Source organism: Streptomyces sp. NPDC020379 (assembly GCF_044387105.1).
In the GTDB taxonomy this organism is placed as follows: domain Bacteria; phylum Actinomycetota; class Actinomycetes; order Streptomycetales; family Streptomycetaceae; genus Streptomyces.
This window is the reverse complement of the sequence record NZ_JBIRVR010000006.1, coordinates 136,536-158,736: the sequence shown is the minus strand read 5'-3', so window position 1 is coordinate 158,736 and position 22,201 is coordinate 136,536. Positions and strand designations below refer to the sequence as shown.

General features: G+C 72.8%; 21 protein-coding genes. 8 read left to right on the top strand and 13 right to left on the bottom strand.

Annotated elements, in window-relative coordinates; translation table 11 throughout:
* Positions 1-5: 5 nt before the first annotated feature.
* A complete protein-coding gene (locus ACH427_RS10510; protein WP_003948568.1) occupies positions 6-617 on the bottom strand; it encodes a response regulator transcription factor in 612 nt (203 codons plus the stop codon).
* A gap of 452 nt (positions 618-1,069) precedes the next feature.
* Here ACH427_RS10510 and ACH427_RS10505 point away from each other — a divergent pair, with 452 nt between their 5' ends.
* Positions 1,070-1,381 (top strand): WhiB family transcriptional regulator, encoded by a 312-nt coding sequence (locus ACH427_RS10505; RefSeq protein ID WP_398869025.1) that lies wholly within the window; start codon positions 1,070-1,072, stop codon positions 1,379-1,381.
* A gap of 21 nt (positions 1,382-1,402) precedes the next feature.
* On the opposite strand, the gene ACH427_RS10500 is transcribed toward ACH427_RS10505, so the two are convergent.
* Complete coding sequence (locus tag ACH427_RS10500) at positions 1,403-2,317, bottom strand: LysR family transcriptional regulator (RefSeq protein WP_398869024.1); 915 nt, start codon at positions 2,315-2,317, stop codon at positions 1,403-1,405.
* Positions 2,318-2,397: 80 nt separating this feature from the next.
* On the opposite strand from ACH427_RS10500, the gene ACH427_RS10495 reads away from it, so the two are divergent.
* A complete protein-coding gene (locus ACH427_RS10495) occupies positions 2,398-3,063 on the top strand; it encodes an MOSC domain-containing protein (protein WP_398869022.1) in 666 nt (221 codons plus the stop codon).
* A gap of 71 nt (positions 3,064-3,134) precedes the next feature.
* Positions 3,135-3,908, top strand: a complete 774-nt coding sequence (locus tag ACH427_RS10490; RefSeq protein WP_398869021.1) for an SDR family NAD(P)-dependent oxidoreductase — start codon at positions 3,135-3,137, stop codon at positions 3,906-3,908.
* Between the two features lie 77 nt (positions 3,909-3,985).
* Here ACH427_RS10490 and groL read toward each other — a convergent pair whose 3' ends face one another.
* From groL to ACH427_RS10475, 3 genes are all read right to left on the bottom strand, one after another.
* A complete protein-coding gene (gene groL / locus ACH427_RS10485) occupies positions 3,986-5,608 on the bottom strand; it encodes a chaperonin GroEL (protein ID WP_398869020.1) in 1,623 nt (540 codons plus the stop codon).
* 134 nt (positions 5,609-5,742) lie between these two features.
* Positions 5,743-6,051 carry a co-chaperone GroES gene (gene groES / locus ACH427_RS10480; RefSeq protein WP_398869019.1) on the bottom strand — a complete coding sequence of 103 codons (309 nt, stop codon included), beginning with the start codon at positions 6,049-6,051 and terminating at the stop codon, positions 5,743-5,745.
* A gap of 335 nt (positions 6,052-6,386) precedes the next feature.
* Positions 6,387-7,241 carry a polysaccharide deacetylase family protein gene (locus tag ACH427_RS10475; RefSeq protein WP_398869018.1) on the bottom strand — a complete coding sequence of 285 codons (855 nt, stop codon included), beginning with the start codon at positions 7,239-7,241 and terminating at the stop codon, positions 6,387-6,389.
* 119 nt (positions 7,242-7,360) lie between these two features.
* Between ACH427_RS10475 and ACH427_RS10470 the strand changes: the two genes are divergently transcribed.
* Positions 7,361-8,548, top strand: a complete 1,188-nt coding sequence (locus tag ACH427_RS10470; RefSeq protein ID WP_398869017.1) for a methyltransferase domain-containing protein — start codon at positions 7,361-7,363, stop codon at positions 8,546-8,548.
* A 144-nt stretch (positions 8,549-8,692) separates the two neighbouring features.
* Here the strand turns inward: ACH427_RS10470 and ACH427_RS10465 are convergent, their stop codons facing one another.
* The 5 genes from ACH427_RS10465 to tsaB form a co-directional block, all read right to left on the bottom strand.
* Positions 8,693-8,968, bottom strand: coding sequence for a DUF1876 domain-containing protein (locus tag ACH427_RS10465; RefSeq protein WP_398869016.1), 276 nt, complete (start codon positions 8,966-8,968; stop codon positions 8,693-8,695).
* A gap of 474 nt (positions 8,969-9,442) precedes the next feature.
* Entirely contained in the window at positions 9,443-9,808 is a 366-nt protein-coding gene (locus ACH427_RS10460; RefSeq protein WP_398869015.1) for a hypothetical protein, read from the bottom strand.
* Positions 9,809-9,898: 90 nt separating this feature from the next.
* Complete coding sequence (gene tsaD / locus ACH427_RS10455) at positions 9,899-11,026, bottom strand: tRNA (adenosine(37)-N6)-threonylcarbamoyltransferase complex transferase subunit TsaD (RefSeq protein ID WP_398869014.1); 1,128 nt, start codon at positions 11,024-11,026, stop codon at positions 9,899-9,901.
* Positions 11,010-11,492: a ribosomal protein S18-alanine N-acetyltransferase gene (gene rimI / locus ACH427_RS10450; RefSeq protein WP_398869184.1), complete on the bottom strand. Its 483-nt coding sequence runs from the start codon at positions 11,490-11,492 to the stop codon at positions 11,010-11,012. Before rimI ends, tsaD begins: the two co-directional genes overlap by 17 nt.
* A 23-nt stretch (positions 11,493-11,515) precedes the next feature.
* A complete protein-coding gene (tsaB, locus tag ACH427_RS10445; RefSeq protein ID WP_398869013.1) occupies positions 11,516-12,184 on the bottom strand; it encodes a tRNA (adenosine(37)-N6)-threonylcarbamoyltransferase complex dimerization subunit type 1 TsaB in 669 nt (222 codons plus the stop codon).
* A gap of 128 nt (positions 12,185-12,312) precedes the next feature.
* On the opposite strand from tsaB, the gene ACH427_RS10440 reads away from it, so the two are divergent.
* Together ACH427_RS10440 and tsaE are read left to right on the top strand one after the other, a co-directional pair.
* Positions 12,313-12,894, top strand: coding sequence for a hypothetical protein (locus tag ACH427_RS10440; protein WP_398869012.1), 582 nt, complete (start codon positions 12,313-12,315; stop codon positions 12,892-12,894).
* A 432-nt stretch (positions 12,895-13,326) separates the two neighbouring features.
* Complete coding sequence (gene tsaE, locus ACH427_RS10435) at positions 13,327-13,854, top strand: tRNA (adenosine(37)-N6)-threonylcarbamoyltransferase complex ATPase subunit type 1 TsaE (RefSeq protein WP_398869011.1); 528 nt, start codon at positions 13,327-13,329, stop codon at positions 13,852-13,854.
* A 169-nt stretch (positions 13,855-14,023) separates the two neighbouring features.
* Here the strand turns inward: tsaE and ACH427_RS10430 are convergent, their stop codons facing one another.
* Positions 14,024-15,292: an alpha/beta fold hydrolase gene (locus tag ACH427_RS10430; RefSeq protein WP_398869009.1), complete on the bottom strand. Its 1,269-nt coding sequence runs from the start codon at positions 15,290-15,292 to the stop codon at positions 14,024-14,026.
* 17 nt (positions 15,293-15,309) lie between these two features.
* Complete coding sequence (gene alr, locus ACH427_RS10425) at positions 15,310-16,527, bottom strand: alanine racemase (RefSeq protein WP_398869008.1); 1,218 nt, start codon at positions 16,525-16,527, stop codon at positions 15,310-15,312.
* 99 nt (positions 16,528-16,626) lie between these two features.
* Here alr and ACH427_RS10420 point away from each other — a divergent pair, with 99 nt between their 5' ends.
* Positions 16,627-18,063, top strand: a complete 1,437-nt coding sequence (locus ACH427_RS10420) for an NAD(P)H-hydrate dehydratase (RefSeq protein WP_398869007.1) — start codon at positions 16,627-16,629, stop codon at positions 18,061-18,063.
* Positions 18,064-18,107: 44 nt separating this feature from the next.
* Here ACH427_RS10420 and ACH427_RS10415 read toward each other — a convergent pair whose 3' ends face one another.
* Positions 18,108-21,467 (bottom strand): NACHT domain-containing protein, encoded by a 3,360-nt coding sequence (locus ACH427_RS10415; RefSeq protein ID WP_398869006.1) that lies wholly within the window; start codon positions 21,465-21,467, stop codon positions 18,108-18,110.
* Positions 21,468-21,815: 348 nt separating this feature from the next.
* Here ACH427_RS10415 and ACH427_RS10410 point away from each other — a divergent pair, with 348 nt between their 5' ends.
* A complete protein-coding gene (locus tag ACH427_RS10410) occupies positions 21,816-22,187 on the top strand; it encodes an SDR family oxidoreductase (RefSeq protein ID WP_398869004.1) in 372 nt (123 codons plus the stop codon).
* Positions 22,188-22,201: the final 14 nt, after the last annotated feature.

The window sequence follows — 22,201 nt, the reverse complement described above, 5'->3', positions numbered from 1 at the left end:
CCGGCTCAGCGGACCAGGCCCCAGCGGAATCCGAGGGCCACGGCGTGGGCCCGGTCCGAGGCGCCCAACTTCTTGAAGAGCCGCCGCGCGTGGGTCTTCACGGTGTCCTCGGAGAGAAACAGCTCACGGCCGATCTCCGCGTTGGAACGGCCGTGACTCATCCCCTCGAGCACCTGGATCTCACGCGCGGTGAGGGTGGGGGCGGCGCCCATCTCGGCCGAGCGCAGCCGCCGGGGGGCGAGCCGCCAGGTCGGGTCGGCGAGCGCCTGCGTCACGGTGGCCCGCAACTCGGCGCGCGAGGCGTCCTTGTGCAGATAGCCGCGCGCCCCGGCGGCGACCGCGAGCGCGACGCCGTCGAGGTCCTCGGCGACCGTGAGCATGATGATGCGTGCGCCGGGGTCCGCGGAGAGCAGCCGGCGGACCGTCTCGACACCGCCGAGTCCGGGCATCCGTACGTCCATCAGAATGAGGTCCGAACGATCGGCGCCCCAGCGGCGGAGGACTTCCTCGCCGTTGGCCGCCGTCGTCACACGCTCGACGCCGGGCACGGTCGCCACCGCACGGCGGAGCGCCTCTCGGGCAAGCGGGGAATCGTCGCAGACGAGGACGGATGTCATGGCCGTCCTCCGCAGCTGATGCGCGTCACCTTGAGCCTCCAGGCTGGTACTGATCGTCACCTGTGCGATCGACGCTGTCCGGCAGGCTCGGACATCTGCCCGACTGCTTCATCCGTCAACCGCCTCCGCCCTCTCAACGACGGTCACCCGAAAGAGTTACGGGCTCGGTCGGCCACGTTCGGCACTCTACGTGAGGGCGCGGACACGGAGCAGGGCGCATTGGGGGCGCCCTTCGCGGCGCACAAGCTATGCCCCATTTGCCCAGGCGGACCAGTCTTTCTTCCCATTTGCCGGTGTCTATGACTAGATTCGCAATCAGTCATATTTACATCTGCTTCCACGGCAGACGTAAACGGCACAGGCAGTGCGTCCGCATCAGATCGCTCGTGCCGGGCCGCTTCCGCCGGATCCTCCGGCGGATCGCCCCGGCGGATCGCTTCGAGGGGATAGCCATGGCAGATTTCTCCCGCCTTCCCGGTCCCAACGCCGACCTGTGGGACTGGCAGCTCCTGGCGGCGTGCCGCGGGGTCGACAGTTCGCTGTTCTTCCACCCCGAGGGCGAGCGCGGCGCGGCCCGCAGCGCGCGCGAGACCTCGGCGAAGGAGGTGTGCATGCGCTGTCCCGTACGGGCGGAGTGCGCGGCCCACGCCCTGGCCGTGCGGGAGCCCTACGGCGTCTGGGGCGGCCTCACCGAGGACGAGCGCGAGGAGCTGATGGGCCGCGCGCGGCACCGGGTCATCGCCGTGAGCCCCACCAGCGCCTGAGCGCCTCCGGCCCGGCCCTCGCTACGGGCGCGCGGCCGCCGTCGCCAGCTGGTCGAGCATCGCCGCCACCGCCGGCACCCGCGCCAGGTCCGGCAGCGTGAGGGCCACGATCTCGCGCTGCACCACCGGCTCGACCGGCACGGTGCGCGCGCCCTTGGGGCGTACGGACTCCAGCGCCAGCTCCGGCATCACCGCCACCCCGAGCCCCGCCCCGACCAGCCCGAACACCGCCGGGTAGTCATCCGTCGCGAAGTCGATCCGGGGGGTGAAGCCGGCGCCCTCGCACACCTCGACCAGGTGCTTGCGGCAGCGCGGGCAGCCCGCGATCCACGACTCCCCGGCGAGCTCCGTGATCCCTATCCGCTCCGCCCCGGCCAGCCGGTGATCCTCCGGCACCACGCCGATGAGGCGGTCGGTGAGCAGCGGGCGCACGACCAGGTCGTCCCACTCCGCCGCCGCGGCCGGGTCCGCGCCCCGCACCTCGGGATAGCGGAAGGCCAGCGCGATCTCGCAGTCGCCGTCGCGCAGCATCTCCACCGAGCGCGGCGGCTCCGCCTCCACCAGCGAGACCCGGGTGCCGGGGTGCGCGGCGCGCATCCGCGCGAGGGCGCACGGCACCAGCGTCGAGCTGCCGCTGGGGAAGGACACCATCCGCACCCGCCCGGCCCGCAGGCCGGCGATCGCGGCGATCTCCTCCTCGGCCGCGGTCAGCCCGGCGAGGATCCCGGAGGCGTGCCGGACCAGCGCCGCACCGGCCTGGGTGAGGCGCATCTCGCGTCCCGTACGGATCAGCAGCGGGGTGCCCGTGGACTGCTCCAGGGCCTTCATCTGCTGGCTGACGGCGGGCTGGGTGCACCCCAGCTCCCGGGCCGCGGCCGAGAAGGAACCGGTGGCGGCCACCGCGCGCAGCACCCTCAGGTGACGAGCCTCGATCATTCTTCGAGCATAAGCCCACCTTGGGGGTGATCGTACATATCGGTTCACTACTTTGAGCGACGTCGCTTAGCCTTCCCTCCATGCACCTGCACTCCGTGAACATCGGCCGCGGCCGCAGCGAGGACCTCCCCGGCTTCGCCGCCGGGCTGGCCACCGGCATCGACAAGCGCCCCGTCACCGGCCCGGTCGCCGTGGCCGCGCCCGGCCCCCGGGGCACGGGCGGCAGCGGCCTCGCCGGGGACACCGTCGTCAATCTGCGCCACCACGGCGGGGACGACCAGGCGGTGTACGCGTTCGCGCGCGAGGATCTCGACCGCTGGGAGCGCGAGCTCGGGCGCGCGCTGCCCGACGGCGCGTTCGGCGAGAACCTCACCACCAGCGGGGTCGACGTCAACGGCGCGCTCATCGGCGAGCGTTGGCGCGTGGGCGCGGACCTGGTGCTGGAGGTGAGCTCCCCGCGCATCCCCTGCCGCACCTTCGCGACCTGGCTGGGCGAGGAGGGCTGGGTCAAGCGCTTCACACAGGCGGCCGCCCCCGGCGCCTACCTTCGGGTGATAGCCCCCGGAGAGGTCCGTGCGGGTGATCCCGTCACCGTCGTCCACCGGCCGGATCACGCCGTTTCGATCTCGTACGTCTACCGCGCCCGCACCCTCGAAAGGGACCTGCTGCCCGGCGTTCTGGCAGCTGGCGACGCACTGCCCGCGGGCATCCGCGAGAAGGCGCTCGCGCATACCGCCGCCCGCTGAGCGCGGTCGGGGACCGGCAAAAAGCGGACGGCGCACCGCCGCGGAGCGCCCCCGGGCTCTAACGTGCCTGTATGACGACTGTATTGATCACAGGAGCGACCGCCGGGATCGGCGCCGCCTTCGCGCGCAAGCTCGCGGCCGACGGCCACGACCTGGTCCTCGTCGCCCGCGATGAGGAGCGCCTGCACGAGCAGGCGACCGACCTCCACGACCGGCACGGCGTGGAGGTCGAGGCCCTCCCGGCCGACCTCGCCGAGGACAAGGGCATCGAGTCCGTCGAGGCCCGGCTCCGCGACGGCTCGCGGCCGGTGCATCTGCTGGTCAACAACGCCGGGTTCGGCAACAAGGGCGCGTACCTCGAAGTGCCGATGGCCGACGAGCTGCGGATGCTCAAGGTGCACTGCGAGGCGGTGCTGCGGCTGACCTCGGCGGCGGCCGAGGGGATGCGGGAGCGCCGCAGGGGCGCGGTCATCAATGTGGCGTCGGTGGCCGCCTTCACCCCGCGGGGCACGTACGGCGCGAGCAAGTCGTGGGTGGTGCAGTTCACCCAGGGCGTGGCCCGGGACCTGGCCGGTTCGGGCGTGCGGCTGATGGCCCTGTGCCCCGGCTTCGTGCGGACGGAGTTCCACCAGCGGGCCGGGATGGGCACGGACAACGTCCCCGGCTGGCTGTGGCTGGACGCGGACAAGGTGGTCGCGGCGGCGCTGCGCGACCTCGCGCACGGCAAGACCCTCTCCGTGCCGGACCCGCGCTACAAGGCACTCACGGGTCTGATGCGCCTGGCGCCGCGCGGTGCCGTGAGCCGGGCGTCCTCCACGACGGGCCGCAAGTACGGACCGAAGTAGCCGGAAGCAGCCGGGAACGGCCGCGGCCCGGCACCCCCGAAGGGGCACCGGGCCGCGGCCGTGCGATGCGCGTGGCGTCAGTGCGCGTGACCGTGGCCGTGACCGGCCTCGGGCTCCTCGTCGGCCGGCTTCTCGACGACCAGGGTCTCGGTCGTGAGCAGCAGCGACGCGATGGACGCGGCGTTCTCCAGCGCGGAGCGGGTGACCTTGACCGGGTCGATGACGCCGGCCTTCACCAGGTCGCCGTACTCGCCGGTCGCGGCGTTGAAGCCCTGGCCCTTGTCGAGCTCGGCGACCTTGGAGGTGATGACGTAGCCCTCCAGGCCGGCGTTCTCGGCGATCCAGCGCAGCGGCTCGACGGCGGCGCGGCGGACCACCGCGACACCGGTGGCCTCGTCGCCGTCCTTGCCGAGGTTGCCCTCGAGCACCTTGACGGCGTGGACCAGCGCGGAGCCACCACCGGAGACGATGCCCTCCTCGACCGCGGCGCGGGTCGCGGAGATGGCGTCCTCCAGACGGTGCTTCTTCTCCTTGAGCTCGACCTCGGTGGCCGCGCCCACGCGGATGACGCAGACGCCGCCGGCGAGCTTGGCGAGGCGCTCCTGGAGCTTCTCACGGTCCCAGTCGGAGTCCGTGGCCTCGATCTCGGCCTTGATCTGGTTGACGCGGCCGAGGACGTCCTCGGAGCTGCCGCCACCGTCGACGATGGTGGTGTCGTCCTTGGTGACGGTCACGCGGCGGGCGGTGCCCAGCACGTCCAGACCGGCCTGGTCGAGCTTGAGGCCGACCTCCTCGGCGATGACGGTGGCACCGGTGAGGGTGGCCATGTCGCCGAGCATCGCCTTGCGGCGGTCACCGAAGCCGGGCGCCTTGACGGCGACGGCGTTGAAGGTGCCACGGATCTTGTTGACGACGAGGGTGGAGAGGGCCTCGCCCTCGACGTCCTCGGCGATGATCAGCAGCGGCTTGCTGGCGCCGGCCTGGATGACCTTCTCCAGCAGCGGCAGCAGGTCCTGGATCGAGGAGATCTTGCCCTGGTGGATCAGGATGTACGGGTCGTCGAGGACGGCCTCCATGCGCTCCTGGTCGCTGACCATGTAGGGCGAGAGGTAGCCCTTGTCGAAGGCCATGCCCTCGGTGAAGTCCAGCTCCAGGCCGAAGGTGTTGGACTCCTCGACGGTGATGACACCGTCCTTGCCGACCTTGTCCATCGCCTCGGCGATGAGCTCGCCGACCTGCTTGTCCTGGGCGGACAGCGCGGCCACGGCGGCGATGTCCGTCTTGTCGTCGATCGGGCGGGCGGTCGCGAGCAGCTCGTCGGAGACGGCCTTGACCGCGGCGTCGATGCCCTTCTTGAGGGAGGCCGGGGAAGCACCGGCGGCGACGTTGCGCAGACCCTCACGGACCAGCGCCTGGGCCAGGACGGTCGCGGTGGTGGTGCCGTCACCCGCGATGTCGTTGGTCTTGGTCGCCACCTCCTTGACGAGCTGGGCGCCCAGGTTCTCGTAGGGGTCGTCGAGCTCGACCTCACGCGCGATGGTGACACCGTCGTTGGTGATGGTCGGGGCACCGAACTTCTTGTCGATGACGACGTTGCGGCCCTTGGGGCCGATCGTCACCTTGACCGTGTCGGCCAGCTTGTTGACACCGCGCTCGAGGGCGCGACGGGCGTCCTCGTCGAACTTCAGGATCTTCGCCATGGTTGCTTCAAGTCCTCTCGTTGCGATCCTCGGCCACGCAGTGGCGGCCGCTATCGCTCAAACGAACTGCGCCCCGGGCGCCCGGCCGGTGAAGAGCGGGAGCACGGGGCGCAGATCAAAAAACTTCGGGTGAATTACTTCTCGACGATCGCGAGGACGTCGCGGGCCGAGAGGACGAGGTACTCGTCGCCGTTGTACTTCACCTCGGTGCCGCCGTACTTGCTGTAGAGCACGACGTCGCCGACGGACACGTCGAGCGGAAGACGGTTGCCCTCCTCGAAGCGACCCGGACCGACGGCGAGGACGACGCCCTCCTGGGGCTTCTCCTTCGCGGTGTCCGGGATGACCAGGCCAGAGGCCGTGGTCTGCTCGGCGTCGAGCGGCTGGACCACGATGCGGTCCTCGAGCGGCTTGATGGCAACCTTGGAGCTGGCGGTCGTCACGATCCGACCTCCCCCTTCGGAGATCTCACGGGGTTAACTGTCTGAGGTGGCGACCAGGTCGGATCCGTCGTCGCGGGTGCCGGATCTGCCCGTCGCTGTGTTTGGCACTCCCGGGTGGAGAGTGCCAACGGAAGCGAGACTATGACGCGGTTAGCACTCGGTCAAGCGGAGTGCCAATTCGCCGTGCGGCGCGCGCCGTGGCGCGGGGGTGGATCTTCCCCTGTGCCACCGGCCGTAATCGTCGTCCGCGCCACCGCTTCGCGGCGGTGCGTCTCCTTCGCGGGCCTGATGCACCGCGTCCGGTCGGCCGCCCGCGACGGAGCCGCGCCCCTCGCTCAGACGTAGTCCTCCAGGCGGGCCACCGTGTAGCCCTGCCGCTGGATGCTGCGCAGCATGTTCGTCACCATCTCGGTCATCGAGGTGCCCTTGAGCTCCCGCGGCCCGCGGAAGTGCGCGAGGACGATGTCGCCGGGGCGCAGCTTGTCGCCCTCGGCGTAGCGCATGTCGTTGATCTGCATCGTCGCCTCCCACAGCACGAGTGCCTTCACCCCGCAGCTCCCGGCCGCACTGAGCGTCGCGTCGTTGTAATTGCCGTAAGGCGGGCGGAACAGCCACGGCTCGACCCCGGTCCGCTTCTTCAGCCGGTCCTGCTGCCCGCATATCTCGTGGCGCTGGGCGTCGGGCGAGAGCGTGCGCAGGTTGGGGTGAGAGAGGGTGTGGTTCTGGATGGTGTCGGGGTGGCCGGCGTCGCCCCGGAGCTGCTCGAAGTAGCCGTAGCCGCGGCCCGCGCGGGCGATGTCGTCCGTCAGGAACATCGTGTAGGGCAGCTTCAGGTCCTTCGTCATCTTCACGAACTCCGGGTCCTTCTCGGCCCCGTCGTCGAAGGTCAGGAAGACGACCTTGTCCTTGGTGTCCACCCGCCGCACGATCCTGGGCTTCTCCCCCGGCTTCATCCCGTCCGTCACCTTCACCGCGGGCGGCGCGGGCGGCGCGGCGAGGGGCGCGTCGAGCCCCCAGCGGCGGTATGCGCCGGTGTCGGCGGAGGGCGACGCCGAGGGCGCTTCCGTGCGGCCGGTGGCCGACGGGGCGGCCTTCCCCGGTCCGGAGGACGATCCGGAACACCCGGAGACGAGTCCGGCGAGCAGCAGGGCGACGGCGACGGCCCGGGGGCCGGATATGGAAGGACTCACCCATCCGATTCTTGTGCACTCGTTCGAGTGAGGCGAGGCGGGTACGGGTGGCCGCGTCCCGGAGGCCGGCCGCGGAAGCCGATTACGGAAAGCGGCGGGGCTGGGGAAAGAATGAAACCGTGCCCGCACCGAACCAGCCGACCGAAGCCTTCGCCGCCCTTCTCACCGACGAGGGGCGCCACCTCCTGGACGAGCTCCGCGACCACGACCCCGCCCAGGAGCTGGCCACCGCGACCCGGCTGCGCCGTGAGCACCCGGCCGAGCTGGTCTCCGCCGCGATCGGGCAGGCGCGGCTGCGGCAGCGGGCCGTCGCGAAGTTCGGGGCCGAGGACGCGTACCGCATGTTCTTCACCCCCAACGGCGTCGAGCAGTCGACCCGCAGGACCGTGGCGGAGTACCGCGCCGCCCGCTTCGCCGCGCTCGGCGTCCGCTCCGTGGCCGACCTCTGCTGCGGCATCGGCGGCGACGCGCTCGCGCTGGCCCGCGCGGGCGTACGGGTCCTCGCCGTCGACCGCGACCCGCTGACCTGCGCGGTCGCGACCGCCAACGCGGAGGCGCTCGGCCTGGCCGAGCTCATCGAGGTGCGCTGCGCGGACGTCACGGAGATCGACACCGCCGCGTACGACGCCGTCTTCGTCGACCCCGCCCGCCGTGGCGGACGCGGCCGGATCTTCGACCCGGAGGCGTACTCGCCCCCGCTGTCCTGGGCCGTGCGGGCCGCCCTCGCGGCCCCGCGCGCCGCGCTGAAGATCGCGCCCGGCATTCCGCACGAGGCGATCCCCGCCGAGGCGGAGGCCGAGTGGATCTCGGACGGGGGCGACGTCAAGGAAGCGGTGCTGTGGTTCGGCACCGCGCCCGGCACGCACCGCTCGACGCTCCTCCCCTCGGGCGCGACCCTCACCGGCCGCGGCCTCCCCGACCCCGCGGTCCGCCCCGTCGGCCGCTATCTCTACGAACCGGACGGCGCCGTCATCCGCGCCCACCTCGTCGCCGAGGTCGCGGAGGACCTCGCCGGCGGCCTGATCGACGAGACGATCGCGTATGTGACGGGCGACGAACTCCGCCCGACGCCGTACGCGACGCCGTACGAGATCACCGACGTGCTCCCCTTCAACCTCAAGCACCTCAAGAAGCTGGTGCGCGAACGGGGGATCGGCGTCGCGGTCATCAAGAAGCGCGGCTCGGCGGTGGAGCCGGAGGAACTGCGCAAGAAGCTGAGGCTCGAAGGGGTGAACTCCTGTGTGATCGTCCTTACGCGCGTGGCGGGGGCTCCGGCAATGCTGCTGGGGCATCCGGCCCAGGCGTAGCAGGGCAACAGCGACAGGGGAGGACGCGATGACCGCCGATCCCGTCACCGAGCCGGTGAAGAGGCCGCAGGCCCCCCGGATCCCTGCCCCGTGCCGGACACCGCGTTCCTGCTGGAAGGCTGACACCCGGATCCCGCCGCGGCATCACTCGTCGCTGATGCCGTGCACGCGCTCGCGGGTGTGTGCCTGGATGTCCTTGATCGTGATGTCCAGCAGCTGGCTGGACAGGTGGTGCAGGGCGCGCGAGGCCGCCAGTTCGTCGCCGATCGCCGGGACGTTCTCGTCGGCGGGGTGGCAGTGCGCGGTGCCGTCGCCGACCATCGGGCCCGGTGCCCTGCCCGTGAGGCGGGCCTCGGCGGTGACCACGTGATCGTGTTCCTTGATGCTGACCTCGACAGTCCAGACCTTGCTGCCGCTCACGGGTGGGCCTCCTTGCGCGCCGACACGGTCCCACCACGCTGACACGCGGGTGCGGGGCGCGCACGGAGCCATGGGCCGAACGGGACTTCGCGGTACCCCTGAGCAGGTACCGCGAGGGTTGCTTACGCGGCCGTCCGCGCCCCGGGAAGCTGGTCGCCGTGATCAGTGAGATTCCGCCTCGTGGGGCATACGTCATCGATACCCGGACCGACCGGGTCGGCCAAGTCATGGACCACACAGGCGACTTCGTCCACCTACGTCCGCCCGGTGGCGGCAAGGAGTGGATCTGTCCGGCAGCCTCCGTCCAGGCCACGACACTCCGCGCATACCTGCACGCGCAGGTCTCGGAAGTCAATGACCGCCGGAGGCTCGTATGACCGCCGGTTCGACTGACTCCGCGTCATTCGTCACGGCCCGCGGTCGATAGCGGGCATAGCCGGAAGCGGGCGGCTCTGCCGTAGCGCTCCAGGACCTTCACGCCAGATCCGTCAGATCCTCCGCGTAGAACGTCGTCAGCGGCTGGGGGCCTATGTACTGCTGGCAGTTGCACTGGCCCCGTTCATAGCTCGTCGGCTTCTTGTCCGCGTCCCAGGCCGACGGGAGCTCCACCGATTCGTGGCAGCGGCCCTGCTTGTCGTGTTTGGCCAGGTGGTGGGTGCAGCCGCAGATCGGCTGTGGTGGCTTGGACGCGGATTCCAGGGCCTCGCGCTGCTCGCGCTCGGTCTCCAGGAGTTCGAGCTTGCGCTCGTGGCGCGTGCGCAGGGCCGTGCGGCCCATGTCGGCCGCCTTGGTGAAGCCTCCGACGCCGAAAAAGATCAATACCCACCAGAGCCATTCCATACCCGGCTCCTCCCCCTCCGCCCTGCCCGGCCTCCAGAATAGGTGTTCCCCGTTCGGGCCCGGCAGGGCTGTGGACAACCCGCTACCGGCTCACGACTCGTACAGGTTCTTCTTGCTCAGCTCGTGCACATGGTCGTGGGAGTGGGCGTGGTCGTGCGCGTGGTCGTGGCCGGGTACGTGCGTCTCCGTCACCGGCAGCGAGGAGTCCGCCGAGAGGTCCCACGACGACGCGGACCGCCCCCGTGCCACCATCTCCGAGCCCAGTGCCGCGACCATCGCGCCGTTGTCCGTGCACAGCTTCGGGCGCGGCACGCGCAGCGTGATGCCGGCGTCCTCGCAGCGGCGGGCGGCCATGGCACGCAGCCGCGTGTTCGCGGCGACACCGCCGCCGATCATGAGGTGGTCGACGCCGTTGTCCTTGCAGGCCCGCACGGCCTTGCGGGTCAGGACGTCCACGACCGCCTCCTGGAAGGACGCCGCCACGTCCGCGACCGGCACCTCCTCGCCCGCCGCGCGCCTGGCCTCTATCCAGCGGGCCACGGCGGTCTTCAGACCGGAGAACGAGAAGTCGTAGACGGGGTCGCGCGAGCCCGTCAGGCCGCGCGGGAAGCGGATGGCCTCCGGGTCGCCCTCACGCGCGTACCGGTCGATGACCGGGCCGCCGGGGAAGCCGAGGTTCAGCACGCGGGCGACCTTGTCGAACGCCTCGCCCGCCGCGTCGTCGATCGTCGAGCCCAGCGGGCGGACGTCGGAGGTGATGTCCGGCGCGAGGAGCAGCGAGGAGTGCCCGCCGGAGACCAGCAGGGCCATCGTCGGCTCGGGCAGCGCGCCGTGTTCGAGCTGGTCGACGCAGATGTGCGAGGCGAGGTGATTCACGCCGTAAAGCGGCTTGCCGAGGGCGTACGCGTACGCCTTCGCGGCCGACACCCCGACGAGCAGCGCGCCGGCGAGGCCGGGGCCCGCGGTGACGGCGATGCCGTCCAGGTCCTTGGCGCTGACCCCCGCTTCCTTGAGCGCCCGCTCGATGGTCGGGACCATCGCCTCCAGGTGGGCGCGGCTCGCGACCTCGGGCACCACGCCGCCGAAGCGGGCGTGCTCGTCGACGCTGGAGGCGACGGCGTCCGCGAGCAGCGTGTGGCCCCGGACGATGCCGACGCCCGTCTCGTCGCAGGAGGTCTCGATGCCGAGGACGAGGGGTTCGTCAGCTCTGGGAGCCATGGGTCATTCCTTGCACTGCGGAGTTCGGATCGGAAAGGCGCATCACCAGCGCGTCGACGTTACCGGGCTGGTAGTAGCCACGGCGGACGCCGACCGGCTCGAAGCCGAAGCGCTCGTAGAGCCGCTGGGCGCGGGTGTTGTCGACGCGCACCTCCAGGAGCACCTCACGGCACTCGAAGGCGGTCGCGGTGGTGAGCAGTTCGGCGAGCAGCCGGGCGCCGAGGCCGGTGCTCCAGTGCTCGTGGGCGACGGCGATGGTCTGTACGTCGCCGGTACCGTCGATCGCGGCGAGGCCGGCGTAGCCGACGATGTGGCCGTCGGGGGCCTCGGCGACCACGTAGCGGCGGTTGGCACCGGCGCCGCGGGCGTGGGCGAGCTCGGACCAGAACAGGCCCTTGGACCAGGCGTCGTCCGGGAAGAGCACGCGCTCCAGCTCCAGCACCGGCCCGATGTCCCACCAGCGCATCTCGCGGATACGCACTGTCTCGGTCACTTCGGTGTGACCACCTTGTAGTTCGCGGGCACCTGCGCGTCCGGACGGCGCAGATAGAGCGGCTGGGCCGGCAGGAACTCCCCGCCCGTCCGCAGCTTCTCCGCCGCCAGCGACGCCAGGGCGCCCGCCGACTGGTGCTCGGGCATGTCGGCGCGCACGTCCGTGAACGCGTCCGGATAGAGCAGCCCGCCCGCGCCGATGACGGTCAGCCCGGCGAGCGGCTCGGTGAGGTCGGCGGGGCGGTCCACGGCGGGCTCGGTGACGCGGGTACGCGCGTCGCTGTACCGCGCCCAGTAGACCTCCTTGCGGCGGGCGTCCGTCGCCACGACGAACTCGCCCTCCAGCCCCTGCTGCCCCGCCGCGTACGCGATCCCGTCGAGCGAGCACAGCCCGTGGACGGGCACGGAGAGCGCGGCGCCGAAGGTCGCGGCGGTCACGATGCCGACACGCAGGCCGGTGTAGGGGCCGGGGCCGACGCCGACGACGATGCCGGTCACGTCCGCCAGCGTCCGACCCGCCTCGCCGAGCACCCGGTCGACGGCGGGAAGCAGCAGCTCACCGTGCCTGCGAGCGTCCACCTGACGCGATTCGGCGATGACTTTGTCGCCGTCGTGGAGGGCGGCGGTGACGGCGGGGGTTGCGGTATCAAGAGCGAGCAGCAGCACACTGACAGCCTACGGCGCGCCATGGGGCGGACGGTGCCCGCGCCCGCTCTCGCCGAGGGCGCGGCGGGGGCGTACGCGGGTGCTACGGTCAGCCGCATAGCCGTACGCAGGACGAAAGGGTGCGCAGCGTGGCACGCAGCAGCTCGGGAGCGATGGTGACGGCGCTCACCGCGGTGGCGCTGGCCGGAGTCGGGTTTCTCGCCTACCAGGCGGACGCCGCGCCCGGACGCCCGCACGCGGCCGCTTCCGCCGCCCCGTCCGGCTCCGGCACGACGTCCCCCGACCAGGACGCCGGCGGCAAGGACAAGCCCGCGCAGGACCCCGCCACGACCGTCCCGGCGAACTCCGGCACCGGGAAGCGGGTCGTGTACGCGCTCGGGGCCAAGCGGGTGTGGCTGGTCGGCGCGAACGCGCAGCCGACCCGGTCGTTCGAGGTCGCGCCCAGCGCGGTGAACCCGCTGCCGGGGTCCTACAAGGTGACCTCGCGGACGCCCACCGGCAACGGCTCGGACGGGGTCCCGATCGAGCACATCGTGCGCTTCCACCAGGACGCGGCGGGGGTCGTCTTCGGCTTCAGCGCGGCGGTCGACGGCTCGTCGCCGAAGCCGTCCGCCACACAGAAGACCGGTGGTATCCGGGAGCAGCCGGCGGACGGGCGGGCCATGTGGGAGTTCGCGGTGAGCGGGGCGAGCGTGGTGGTGGTCCCGTAAGGGGGCACCGGCGTCCCGTAGGGGGGCACCGGCCGTCGGGGGCTACGCGCCGTTCACCCTGACGGGTTTCTTTTTCCCGGCTCCGGCCGGAGGCTCGTTCATGCCGCCGGACGGTCGCGTTCCTCTTCGGGCCCGGGGGCCCGCGGGGGCGTGGACACCGCGTCCGCCGCCGCGCACGCCGCCAGGAGATCCCGCATCGACAGGGGCCGCTCTTCGGACCGCTCGTCATGGCGGTCGGCAGCAGGCGCAGGCTCGGCGGCTGGTTCTCGGGCCGTCATGAGTGCCTCCTGGGGCAGCTGGGCAAGGTTAGGTAGACCTAACCGTGTCTCTGTCTTCCATGTGACCACGCCGGAGACCGCCCGCGCAACATCTTGCCGACGGCTTGTCGGAATGAAACGGCGTACGGCGCCGGGCCCCGTACCATCGACGGGTATGAACGCCCCGCATGACATCTCCACCGCCAACATCGCCCATCTGACCGTCAAGTCCGCCGAGGACATGCGGGACTTGGGCCGCAGGCTGGCCGCGCTGCTGCGGCCCGGCGATCTGGTCCTGCTCACCGGTGAGCTGGGCGCGGGCAAGACGACGCTGACCCGCGGGCTGGGCGAGGGCCTGGGCGTGCGGGGCGCGGTCACGTCACCCACCTTCGTGATCGCCCGCGTCCACCCGCCGCTCGGCTCCGGCCCGGCCCTCGTGCACGTCGACGCCTACCGGCTGAACGGCGGCCTGGACGAGATGGAGGACCTCGACCTGGACGTCTCCCTGCCCGAGTCGGTCATCGTCGTGGAGTGGGGCGACGGCAAGGTCGAGGAGCTCTCGGACGACCGCCTGCACGTGGTGATCGAGCGGGCCGTGGGGGCGGAGGCGGATCTCTCCGAGGACGCGGACGATGTGCGGGGGGTTCGCTTCGAGGGTGTGGGCGAGCGGTGGGCTGCCGCGGACCTGGCCGGCCTGAGCTGAGTTTTCGGGTGCGGGTCGGCTCCGCCGCGTGGGGGCGCGTGCCCCGGCCTCGGCTGCGGGCCGGGTTCGCGCCCGCGGCGGGCTTGTTCCCCCGCCCCGCCCCTTCCCGCCGCGTCTGATGTGCGGCACCGCCGCGTGGGGGCAAGCCCCCGGTTCCGGAGAAACCGGTTCAGACCCGGCGCCGCGCCGCCGCTACCCGCTCGCATGACGCCCCCGCCGCCGCGGCGAGCAGCTCCGTCAAGCAGCCGGAAACCACTTCCGGCTGCTCCAGCATCGCCATATGGCCGACCCCGGGGAGCAGCACCAGCCGCGCGTCCGGGAGGACCTCCGCGATCGCCTCGGAGTGCGCGCTCGGGATCATCAGGTCCTTCTCGCCGGCGATGACGGCGACGGGGCACTCGGCGAACGTACAGAGCGCCTCGACCTTGTCGTGCCCCGCGAAGACCTGGTAGAACTCCGCGACGATGTCGACCGGGGTCGCCTCCAGGAGGCGCTCGGCGAAGCGGGTGACGGCGGGGTCCACGTCGCGGGAGCCGAACGAGTAGCGGCGGATGAGGCCCGCGAAGAGGTCGGCGGTGGCCCGGCGGCCGCGCTCCACCAGTTCCGGCTGCGTGGCCATCACCTTGAAGACGCCCGGCAGCACCCGGCGCACCACGCTCATGCCCGCGGCCGGCAGCCCGTACGTGTTGGCCGCGAGGCCGCCCGAGGACGTGCCGACGAAGGCCGCACCCACGACGCGCTCGGCGATCAGCCCGGGGTACTGCGCGGCCAGCGCCATCATCGTCATGCCGCCCATGGAGTGCCCCACGAGCACCAGTGGCCCCTCGGGGGCGGCGGCGTCGATGACCGCCTTGAGATCGCGGCCGAGCAGGTCGATGGAGACCGGAACGCTCCCGTCCAGCTGGGAGCGGCCGCGCTCCGAGCGGCCGTGGCTGCGCTGGTCCCAGAAGACCGTGCGGACGGCCCCGCGCAGCGCGGCCCGCTGGAAGTGCCAGGCGTCCTGGCTGAGGCAGTAACCATGGCTGAAAACCACGGTGACCGGCGGGGGCGGGCGCCGCCCGAAGATCCGCTTCAGCAGCGGTTCCTGCGCGCCGCCGGAGGAGCCGGCCGGGGCGTCCCCCACCTCGTCGACCTCGTAGTAGAGCTCCGTGCCGTCCTCGGCGACCGCCCGTCCCGGCCGGCCCCGCAGCGTGCCGTACGGGCCCATCGAGTCCAGCGCGAGCCGGGCCTTGCGACGTACGCCGCGCCCCACGGTCAGGCGTTCCACCGCCACGCCGACCGCGGCTCCGGCGGCCACCACGCCGATCGCGGCCGTGGCGACACCCGCGCCCCGGCGCCACCCGGCGCTCCCGGCCGCATCGACCGCGGCGGCCCCCAGGCCGGCCACATCGGCCACTCGGGTCACTCCGGTCCCGTCCGTCTTCGCGCTGTCGCTCATGCCGTGCCCCCCGTGTCCTAGCTCTCCTGCCCGATCACGTCCGTGCTCTCGTTCACGTTCTCCCGCGCGGCGCCGTTCACACCCGCGTCCACGTCCACGTTCTCACCGGCATAGACGCGAGGCACCCGGCTGGTGATGCGCGTGACGACCTCATAGGCGATGGTTCCGGTCGCCCGCGCCCAGTCCTCGGCGGTCGGCTCGCCCCGGTCGCCCGGTCCGAACAGCACCGCCTCGTCGCCCGCACGCGCGCTGTCGCCGCCCAGGTCGACCACGAACTGGTCCATCGCCACCCGGCCCGCGACCGTCCGCCACTTGCCCCCGATCAGCACGGGCCCCGTCCCGGAAGCGGCGCGCGGGATCCCGTCCGCGTAGCCGACGGGAACGAGGGCGAGAGTAGTGGGCCCCGGCGTGACGTAGTGATGCCCGTATGAGACACCGTGCCCGCCCGGCACGCGCTTGACGGAGGCGAGGGACGCGGAGAGCGTCATCACGGGCCGCAGGCCGAGCTCGGCGGACGTGCCGAGCTCGGGGCCCGGCGAGACGCCGTAGATCGCCAGGCCGGTGCGGACGAGGTCGAAGTGGCTCTCCGGCAGCGTGAGGGTCGCCGGGGAGTTGGCTATGTGCCGCACCTCCGGCTCGATGCCCTGCGCCTCGGCGTAGGACACCGCGTCCTCGAAGACCCGCAGCTGCGCCTGGATGGACGGGTGGCCCGGCTCGTCCGCGCACGCGAAGTGCGACCACACACCGGTGACCTCGATCAGGCCCGCGTCCTCCGCGGCGCGGGCGGCGGCGATCAGTTCCGGCCAGTCGTCGGGCTGGCAGCCGCTGCGGCCGAGACCGGTGTCGATCTTCAGCTGTACGCGGGCGGCGCGGCCGCACGCGCGGGCCGCCTCGCTCACCTCGCGCACGGCCCACAGACCGCTCACCGACACATCGACGTCCGCCTCGATCGCCTCCCGCCAGGGCCCGCCCGGCGTCCACAGCCAGCACATCAGGCGGCCCCGGTCACCGGCCGCGCGGAGCGCCAGCGCCTCCTCCGGCGTGGCCGTGCCGATCCAGGCCGCGCCCGCCTCACGGGCCGCCCTGGCACACGGGATCGCGCCGTGGCCGTACGCGTCCGCCTTGACCACAGCCATCAGCTGCGCCCGGGGCGCACGGGCGCGCAGCAGGCGTACGTTGGCCCGCAGGGCGGCCAGGTCGACCAGGGCACGGGCGCGCATCGGTGTCTCGTTCATCCCCGTCAGTCTCTCAGGTGTCCGTTTCCATGCGCTCCCACTGCCGGATCCGCCGCGATACAGGAGCGTGCGGAAGGCCCGAAGGTGACACTGGGGTGCATGAGGACTGCGTACAGCGTCGAGACCGTACGGGCCGCCGAGCGCGCGCTCATGGCACAGCTCCCCCAGGGCGCCCTGATGCAGCGCGCGGCCGCCAGGCTCGCGGCCGCCTGCGCGGACCTGCTGGGGCGTACGTACGGGGCGCGCGTCGCGCTGCTCGTCGGCAGCGGGGACAACGGCGGGGACGCGCTCCACGCCGGCGCCCGGCTCGCCCGGCGCGGCGCGGGCGTCACCGCCGTCCTGCTCGCCCCGGAGCGCACGCACGCGGGCGGCCTGGCCGCGCTGCGGGCCGCGGGCGGGCGGGTCGCCTCCGCCGAGGCCGCGGACCGGGCCGTGCGCCGCGCCGACCTCGTCATGGACGGCATCGTCGGCATCGGCGGCAAGGGCGGGCTGCGGCCGGAGGCGGAGGCGCTGGCACGGGCCGCGTACGCCGGGGGCGGCACGATCGTCTCCGTCGACCTGCCGAGCGGCGTCGACGCGGACACCGGCGAGGTGCGCGGCGCGGCCGTGCGCGCGGACGTGACCGTCACCTTCGGCGCGTACAAACCCGGCCTCCTGCTCGACCCCGCGCGCGAACACGCGGGCGCGCTGCGGCTCGTCGACATCGGGCTGCGGCTGCCGTCCGGGCCGGACGCCGAGGCGCTCCAGCACGCGGACGTCGCCCGGCTGCTGCCGCGCCCGCAGGCGGAGAGCGACAAATACCGGCGCGGTGTCGTCGGCGTCGTCGCGGGCTCGGCCCGCTATCCGGGCGCCGCGGTGCTCGCCGTGGCCGGCGCGCTGCACGGCGGCGCGGGGGCCGTGCGCTACGTCGGCCCCGCGGCGGAGGCGGTCATCGCCCGCTTCCCCGAGACGCTCGTCTCCGCGGGCCCGCCGTCGAAGGCGGGGCGGGTACAGGCGTGGGTCGTCGGCCCCGGTCTCGGTGACGGCGCGGACGCGCGGCAGGCGCTGGAGGACGTCCTGGCCTCGGACGTCCCGGTCCTCATCGACGCGGACGGCCTCCGCCCGCTCTCCCCCGAGACCCTGCGGGCCCGCGCCGCCGGAACCGTCCTCACCCCGCACGCGGGCGAGGCCGCCGTCCTCCTCGGCCAGACCCGCGAACGCGTCGAGTCCGCCCGTCTGGTGTCCGTGCGCGCCCTGGCCGAGCGCTACGGCGCCACCGCCCTCCTCAAGGGTTCCACCACGGCGATCGCCGCCGCCCGCCACGCGGTGCGCGTCAACCCCACGGGCACCCCCTGGCTCGCGACGGCGGGCAGCGGCGACGTCCTGTCGGGCCTGACGGGCGCCCTCCTGGCAGCGGGCCTCACGGGCTACGACGCGGCGTCGGTGGGCGCCTACCTCCATGGCCTGGCGGCCCGCTCCCTGGGCCAGGCCCCGCTCACGGCCTCGGCGGTGGCGGAGGCGCTGCGGGGGGTGTGGCGGGATGTGGCGGAGGGGTGAGGGGCGGTTGACCGGGAACGGGTGTCTGACGGACGAGCGGTGCACTATCCATGCCGTCGCTCCACCCCCACTGTCAGATCCGTGCCCGCGGGGAGGCGGTGGGCGTTGAGGACCGGGCCGCTGTGTTCTAGGGAGATGCGGGCGGACTTCAGGTCCGCCAAGCGGGCCGCGTCCAGGGATTCCGTCGAGGAGCCGCAGTAGAACCAGAGTTCCTGAAGGCGGGGGAAGACACGCGTCAGGTGGGTCAGCCCGGCGAGATCGCGTGGCTCTTCGAGGAACAGGCGCTCCACGCCCGGCAGCGGCTCGGCGGACGCCCAGGTGATCAAGGACTCGCCGGAGATCCTCAGTTCCCGCAGCGCCGGGAGGTGCTCCAGCGCCAGGCGTCCGCGCACGTCGGTCCCGACGCCGAAGTACGACACGGACCTCAGCGCGCGGCACCCCTCCGCGTCCCGTAGCCGCAGTTCGGCCGACGGGCCCCAGCCCAGCCGCAGGTACTGGAGGCCCGGCGGCGGGGACAGCTCCAGGCCCGGCCGTGGCTCCATGGGAGGCCAGTCGAGGGCCAGCACCTCCAGCCTCGCCATGTCCGCCACGGCGTCCAGGTCTCCGGGGTCGTGACTGACCGCGAGGTTCAGCGTGTGGAGTGCCTCGCTGTGCACGGCGCCCAGGTGCGACCACCCGCGCGACTCCGCGATGCCGAGCGCCGCCGGCGGCGGGCAGGAGCTCAGCGCGCGGAGATCGACGACGTCCGGATTCGAGCGGAACGACAGCGTGTTCAGCACCGGCGTGCCCAGGTCCGTCAGGTCGTCCGCCGTGAGCGCGCCCACGCACCGCACCCACGGCCGGCCGCCGAGCCGTTTCAGCGCGGAGACCTGGGCCTTCGACTGCAGCACGAATTCCAGGTCCTCCAACCCCTCACCCGCGTAGGCGAGTTTGGCTATCACGTCGTCCGCGTAGTGCTCGGTGTCGAACCGGTCCCACGCCCAGGCGAGCTGGGCGCGCACCCTCAGGTGCCGGTGGCCGGCGTATTCGGACAGCAGGGGAATGGCCCGGGCGTCCGCCACCGTCGTCGCGGCCACGACGACGGCGTGCGCGACCTCGTCCGACTTGCTGCCGAATCTCTGCAGCCGCTCACTGCCGGGACCGGGCAGCAGGTCGAGGATGACCCCGCCCGCCCGGGCCAGCACCTTCGCCGACTGCACGTCGCGCGGCGGCACCAGCCGCAGCGCCGCGTCGGCCACCCGTCTGCGTACGGCCGGGTCGAGCTCCGTCGCGTGCTCCAGGCAGGCCGCCGCCAGCAGCCGCAGCCGCTGCCGGTGCGGCTCGTCCCGGGCGGCCCGGTCCAGCAGCATCCCCAGCAGCTCGTCCCGGCCGCGCCGGTTCGCGTGGCCGACGGCCATGCGCAGGACGTCCTCCCACTGGTCGTCGTGCGCGTGCTCGACCAGGACGCCGAAGTCCCCTTCGTCGACGGCGGCCTGGGCACCCAGGTAGTCCTGGAACGTGCGGTGGATGAAGTCCAGCGTGTCCGCCGTCGGCTGCCGCAACAGCCCGCTCCGCAGCACCAGATGGCGCAGGATGCCCGCCGCGTCACCCTGCTCCGCCAGCGACGGCATGTACGGCAGCGCGCCCTCGACGATCCGTACGGCCTTGGGCCACTCGATCTCGGAACGGCCGTTGCGGATCAGCCAGTACGCGATCTTCTGCAACAGCACGACCTGCTGGGCGTGGTCGAGCCCCGGGCCAGGTATGTCGCGCTCCCGGTCGCGCCGCACGAGCAGCAGCTCCAGCGCGGCGCGGTACAGCTCCATCCGGCCGTCCGGGAGGCTGCCGCGCCGGGAGCGGTTGAGCGCGCAGATCAGCGCGCACATCAGGGGGTTGGTGGCGAGCCGGCCGAGGTCCGGCTTGGTCACCACCGCCTTGGCGAGCGCCGCCCGGAAGGCCGGGATCCGCTCGCTTCCGCGCCGGCACGCGGCCGCGTGCCAGCGGTCGATGAAGGCGGCGACGTCGCCACGGCTCATCGGTAGCAGCTCCAGCTCCGTGAAGCCGGCGTCCGCGAGCCAGCCCTCCCGTACGGCGGCGGGGCGGGTGGTGATGACGTACCGGGCGTCCGGGTAGGCGGCGAGCAGCTCCTTGATCCAGGTCAGGGTGCGGCGGCGGTCGGCCTCGGGGACCTCGTCCACCCCGTCGATCAGCAGCAGGACGCGTCCTTCGGCGAGCCGCCGCGTCACCCAGCCCCGGGCGGCGGGCTGCCCGGACAGCGGCCGGGCAGCGGTGTGCAGGAACTCCTCCGGGCCCGGCAGGCCGCCCTGCCGGATGAGCGTACGCAGCGGGAGCGGCAGCGGCACGCAGCCGCGTAAGTGGTCGAGGCCCGGCGGCAGTTCGCCCTTCGCGGTGAGCGTGGTGAGCCACTGCAGCAGCGTCGTCTTGCCCGAGCCCGCGGCGCCGCGCAGCAGGACGCGGCGCTGTCCGGCGAGGGCCGCCTCGGCGCGGCGCGGGGAAGTCACCGGGGGACAGCCGCTCCCGGGCCGGTGACCCGGGTCGAAGCCCGTCCCCCTGTCCCAGTGCGCGCCGCGCCCCGGCCGCGGGGCGAGCCGCTCGACGCCCGTCATCTCCAGGCTCAGGTAGGCCGGGTCCAGCGGCCATGCCTCCCCTTCGGTGTCGGACAGCGTCAGGCCGACGATCGTCAATTCCCCGGCACGGCCGCCGAGATACTCCCGGAGCCGCCGCTCGAACGTCTCCTCCTCGGCCTCCAAAGAGGAAGCCAGCGCACGCGACACCAGCTTGTGGCCATGCTCCGCACACAGGTCCAGGAATTCCGGATCCGACCAGATGCGGAACATGGGCGTCACCACCAGTCGTCCGTGCCGCCAACCGCTCGGGTCCTCTCGGACAACACCGCACAACAGGCCGCCCACGAAGACCGCCGCGCCGGACATCCCCGCCCACGGCGAGCCACGGTCCGGCGGCGCGGCCGGTGCGCTGTGGTCGCTGTCGAGCACGTGGTGGCCGCCGAGCAGCCCGCTGCCGGGCTTGAGGGTGCCGATGAGCTGTTCGGTGTCGAGCTCGTTGTACGCGTCCCGGGCGACCTGCGGAAAGCCGACCGCCTGCGCCCCGCGCCAGACCCGCAGGTCACCGACCCGCCCCCAGACGACCGGCTCGAAGGCGGCCGCCACCTCCGGCGGCACCAGGTCCCGCTCGGCGAGGAGCAGGGCGACGTCACCCTTCTCGTCGCCCCGGGTCCACAGCGTCCGGCAGTTCACGAGGCCGACGCCACCGGGAACAGCCACCCGCACGGACTCCTCCGTGACGTGGGCGGCCGTCAGCACGAGACGTGGGGCGAGCAGATAGCCGCTGCCTTGCGCCCGCTGCCCGATGACGGCCGCTATGTGTTCCTTCGCTGGATGCACGGGCACAGGCTACTCAGCACCCCCGTCAACCGCCCCCGGGACGAAGGCCGGTCAGGGCTCCATTCCTCGCGTACCAGTAGCTGCCGTCAGCGGCCGTCACCCTTGTCGCGCGGAGCGAGGAGAAGCCGGCGCTCACCGAGGAGCTCGCCGGCATCGCCGTCCCCCGCGAGGCCGCGCACGCGGTCGAGGCCGCCGCCGGGAACTTCGGCGGGCTGGACATCGCGTTCGACAACGCCGGTGTGTGGACCGCCCCGTCACCCATGCACCTGGTGGCCGACGACGTCTACGACCGGATCATGGACACCAGCGTGCACGGCGTCCGGAACTGCGTGCGCCGAGATCGCCGCGATGCTCGCCCAGGGCGGCGGCACCATCGTGAACAACAGCGGCGTCGCGGGGCTCGTCGCCATCCCCGCCGCCGCGCCGTACATCGCCGCGAAGCACGCCGTCATCGGGCTGACCGAGGCCGCGGCGGCCGAATACGCGGAGCAGGGCATCAGGATCAACGCCCTCGCGCCCGGCGTCACCCTGATCGAGGAGGCCGCCGGATACCTGCGGAGCGTTCCGGAGGCGGCGGAGGCGATGCACAGGTCGTCGCCGCTGCCGCGCGGCGCGCGGCCGGAGGAGATCGCCGAGGCGGCCGCGTGGGTCGCCTGCGACCGCGCGTCCTTCGTCGTGGGCGCGACCGTCCCCGTCGACGGCGGCTGGACCACGCGCTGAACATCCCCGGACGC